General features: G+C 76.6%; 5 protein-coding genes and 1 pseudogene. 3 read left to right on the forward strand and 3 right to left on the reverse strand.

What is annotated here, in order from left to right; all coding sequences use genetic code 11:
* The coding region (locus tag C1A33_RS21435) for a CDP-alcohol phosphatidyltransferase family protein (protein ID WP_243407792.1) at positions 1-699 on the reverse strand (699 nt) is incomplete at its 3' end.
* Positions 700-789: 90 nt separating this feature from the next.
* Between C1A33_RS21435 and C1A33_RS21440 the strand changes: the two are divergent.
* Positions 790-1,029 (forward strand): annotated as a pseudogene (locus tag C1A33_RS21440) (hypothetical protein); the annotation flags it as partial.
* 101 nt (positions 1,030-1,130) lie between these two features.
* Here C1A33_RS21440 and metF read toward each other — a convergent pair.
* Both metF and C1A33_RS21450 read right to left on the reverse strand, forming a co-directional pair.
* On the reverse strand, positions 1,131-2,027 hold the full coding sequence (metF, locus tag C1A33_RS21445; protein WP_101833201.1) for a methylenetetrahydrofolate reductase [NAD(P)H]: 897 nt from the start codon (positions 2,025-2,027) through the stop codon (positions 1,131-1,133).
* Positions 2,028-2,090: 63 nt separating this feature from the next.
* Positions 2,091-2,777: a DUF4097 family beta strand repeat-containing protein gene (locus C1A33_RS21450; RefSeq protein WP_207770423.1), complete on the reverse strand. Its 687-nt coding sequence runs from the start codon at positions 2,775-2,777 to the stop codon at positions 2,091-2,093.
* Positions 2,778-2,826: 49 nt separating this feature from the next.
* Between C1A33_RS21450 and C1A33_RS21455 the strand changes: the two genes are divergently transcribed.
* Together C1A33_RS21455 and C1A33_RS21460 are read left to right on the forward strand one after the other, a co-directional pair.
* Entirely contained in the window at positions 2,827-3,888 is a 1,062-nt protein-coding gene (locus C1A33_RS21455; protein ID WP_101833202.1) for a polyprenyl synthetase family protein, read from the forward strand.
* A gap of 77 nt (positions 3,889-3,965) precedes the next feature.
* Positions 3,966-4,092: FAD-dependent oxidoreductase (locus C1A33_RS21460; protein ID WP_207770424.1), on the forward strand; the 127-nt coding region annotated here is incomplete at its 3' end.

Below are 4,092 nucleotides of genomic sequence, written 5' to 3' on the forward strand. Positions count from 1 at the left end.
GGAGCGAGCTCGCACCTCATGGAGGCGTGGGACCCGCAGGAGGGGCTGGCGCGGACCGAACGCCACGGCGGCACTGTGGCCGTCACGGCCACGCCGTTCCTGCAGATGCTGAGGGCGGGCCACCACCGCTGCCAGGCCCGCCCCCGCCAGCCCGAACCCCGTGGCGATCAGCCGCGTCGGCCGCTCCCCCACCGTGACGACGCCGATCTCGCCGAACCCGGCGTTGCCGGCCCGCGCCCGGGTGTACTCCAGCAGCCACAGCGCGCAGCCGGCCGCGACCAGCAGGCCGCCCGACGCGCCGAGGCACCACAGCGCCGTCAGGCAGAGCATGTCCCCGCAGCGGTCCGCGACGGAGTCCAGCACGAAGCCCCGGGGCCCGGCCCGGTCGGTCAGCACCGCGACGGCACCGTCGACGCTGTCGGCGACGCCCCCGACCACCAGCGCCGCGACCCCGAGCAGCGGCCAGCGCCCGCCCGCCGCGGCCGTGGGCACCGCGAGCCCGGTGACGACCACGCCCGCCGCCGTCACCGCGGACGGCGGCACCCGCAGGGCCGCCAGCGGGCTCGCCAGCCGGTGCACCCACGTCAGCCAGGCACGCACCAGCCACAGGCCGTCACGCGGGTCGTAGCCGCCGTGCAGCCGCGCCCAGCGGTCAAGGTAGGCGTCGCGGTCGGGTACCGGGGTGCGCACGCCGTCCATCGTGCCCGCGGCGACCCGCCGCCTCCCGCCGGTGGCCGCCGCCGAGCGTACCGGCGGCGTCGATCGCGGCCGCGGCATACAGTCAGCGACGTGACCGAGCAGGCGAACGGCGTGGTGGCGAGCCTCGATGACCTGGACGCGGAGACGGTGTTCGCCGCGCACCGCGACCAGGTGATCCTCGCGGTGCACATCGCCCCGGTCTTCAACACCCTCGACCTGGGCCTGGTCTCCGCCGTGATCGACGCCGCCAACCAGGCCGGGTTCGCGCTGGTGCGCGAGCGCGCCTTCCGCGACGAGTGGCTGCTGTGCGTGTTCGACGCCTACGACGACCACACCGCCGACCACACCGCCGACCCGGCGGCCGGTCCCGACCCGGAGCCGGCGCGCGGCGCGGTCGGCGACGGGGACGCCTGAGCGGCCCCGTCGCGGCACTACCGGACGGCCTGGAAGATCTCCCGGGTGGCGCTGGACCGGTTGAGGGTGATGAAGTGCAGGCCGGGCGCGCCGCCGTCGAGCAGGCTCCGGGACAGCTCGGCGGCGACCTCGACGCCGATCGCCCGCACCGCCGCCGGATCGTCGGCGACCGCCTCCAGCCGGGCGGCGAGTGCGGGCGGGAAGGCGGCGCCGGACAGCTGCGCCATCCGGACGATCTGCGCGACGTTGGTCACCGGCATGATCCCCGGGATGATCGGCTTGTCGCAGCCCAGCGCGCGGACCCGGTCGACGAGGCGGAAGTAGTCGTCCGCGCCGAAGAAGAACTGGGTGATGGCGTAGTCGGCGCCGGCGTCGAACTTGCCGACCAGGTGGCGCGCGTCGGCGTCGAGATCGGCCGAGCGGGGGTGCTTGTCGGGGAAGGCCGCGACGCCGACGCAGAAGTCACCGACGGAGCGCACCAGCCGGACCAGCTCGTCGGCGTACGACAGGCCCCGCGGGTGGGCCGCCCACTCGCCCTGCGGGTCGCCCGGCGGGTCACCGCGCAGCGCCAGCACGTTGCGCACGCCGGCGCCGGCGTAGTTGCCGATCACCTGGCGCAGCTCGGCGACGGAGTGGTTGACCGCCGTGAGGTGCGCGATCGGGGTGAGCGTGGTCTCCGTGGCGATGCGCTCGGTCACCCGGATCGTGCCGTCGCGAGTGGAGCCGCCGGCGCCGTAGGTCACCGAGACGAACGACGGGCGCAGCGCCTCGATCTGGCGCAGCGCCGTCCACAGCTGGCGCTCGCCGTCCGCGGTGCGGGGCGGGAAGAACTCGAAGGAGAACGACGGAACCCCCGAGGCGAGGAACTCGGCCATCGTCGTCGGTTTCGCGCTCACAGTCGGGACCGCCGTCATGCCCTGAGAGTAGCCCGGAGAGGACCACGCCCTGGGACGGCCTTCGGGATCCGGGGAGACGGCTCAGATGGGCAGCGGGCCGAGCGGCGCCGTCAGGCCCACCCGCACCCGTCCGCTGACCGTCCGGGTAACGATCTGGCGGGCCGCGCCGGGCACCGGGGTCAGCTCGAGGTCGACGCCGCGCGGGTCGCCGGCCTCGGTCTGCACGCCGTACTCGGCGTCGGGCAGCATGACGGTGACCAGGCCCGTGTCGCTGCGCGCGTGCACGGCGTCCGGCGGCGCGGCGAAGTGCAGGGTGACGTCGCCGCCGTGGCTGCGGGCGGCGACGGGGCCGGCACCGAGCTCGCGGCCGGCGATCGTGCCGTCCCGGGTGACCAGCGACAGCTCCCCACCGAAGCCCCACAGGGTGATCTCCCCGCTGAGCACCTCGGCACGCAGGCGGGTACCGGGCGGCACGGCCAGCTGGACGCGCACCTCGCTGCGCCGGCCGTCGACGCGCAGGCGACCGTCCGCGACGGTCACCCGGGGGGACGCGCGGCCGGGCCGGCGGCGCACGGTGAGCTCGACGCGCACGTCAGCGCGGTCGCGCTCGGCCGCCTCAACCCGGCCCGCGGCCACCATGACCTCGACGGCGTCGATACCGTCGACGGTGTGGACCAGCTCGGCGGGCGGCAGCCGCAACAGGGAGAGACCGCCCAGCGCGGCGACCAGCAGCACGGCGGCGACCACGACGACGGCGGTGTCGAACACGGGCACACCGCACGGTACCCCGCCGCCGCGCGATGACCGGGGCCCGACGATGACCGAGCTGGGGCCGCGGGTGTCCGCCGTGCTGCGCCGGTTCGCCCGGGCCCGCGGCGAGGCGCTGCGCGGGATCGACGCCGAGCTCGAACCGTTCGTCCAGCTCGCCGAGGACGTGCTGGTCCGCGGGGGCAAGCGGGTGCGCCCGGCGTTCTGCTACTGGGGCTGGCGCGGTGCGGGCGGCGAGGACTGTGACGAGATCGTCACGGCGGCCGCCTCCCTGGAGGTGCTGCACGCCTGCGCACTCGTGCACGACGACGTGATGGACGACTCGGACCTGCGCCGCGGCCGCCCGAGCGCGCACCGGCGCCTGGCCGGCCTGCACGCGGCGGACGGGCGCCCCGGGGATCCGGCCGCCTTCGGCCGCTCGGCCGCGATCCTGCTCGGTGATCTGTTCCTGACCTGGGCCGACGACCTGCTCATGGCGAGCGGGCTGGCGCCAGGCGCGCTCGCGCGGGCCTGGCCGACCTACGCCCGGATGCGCGCCGAGCTCGTCGCCGGGCAGTACCTGGACCTGACCGGACGGCTCCTCGACGCGGACGGGCGGGTGGCCGCGGACCCGGCGCGGGTGGGCCGCATCGCCCGGTACAAGACCGCCGGCTACACGGTGATCCGCCCGCTGCAGCTCGGCGCTCTGCTCGCCGGCGCCCCGCCGGGGCTGCTCGACGCCTACGCGGCGTTCGGCCGGCCGCTCGGCGAGGCGTTCCAGCTGCGCGACGACATCCTCGGCGTGTTCGGTGACCCGGCGGTGACGGGCAAGCCCGCCGGCGAGGATCTGCGGGACGGCCGGCCCAACGCGCTGCTGACGCTGGCCCTGCGCCACGCCGACCCGCCGGCCGCGGCGGCGCTGCGCGCGCTCGTCGCCGCCCCGGCGACCCCGGCGGCACTGGCCCGGGCGCGGGAGCTGATCGTCGCCAGTGGCGCCCTCGCGCTCGCCGAGGAGCGCATCGCCGCGCACACCGCGCGGGCGCTGGCCGCCCTGGACGACCGCGACCTCGACAGCCCGGTCCACGACGCGCTCGCCCGGCTCGCCACCGCCGCCACGGCACGGGCACTGTGACCGGTCACTGTGACCGGTCACGGCGCGCAGGGCGCCGGTGGGGCGGGCGGCGCGGGGACACGGGAGGTGGGTGGCTGATGCGCACGGTGGAGGGTCCGACGGACCATGTCGTCATCGTCGGCGCGGGGTTCGCGGGGCTGTCGGCGGCGCTGCGCCTGGCCGGGGCGGGCCGGCGGGTGACGGTACTCGAGCGGGAGGCGGTGC

This window comes from Frankia canadensis (assembly GCF_900197875.1).
In the GTDB taxonomy this organism is placed as follows: domain Bacteria; phylum Actinomycetota; class Actinomycetes; order Frankiales; family Frankiaceae; genus Frankia; species Frankia canadensis.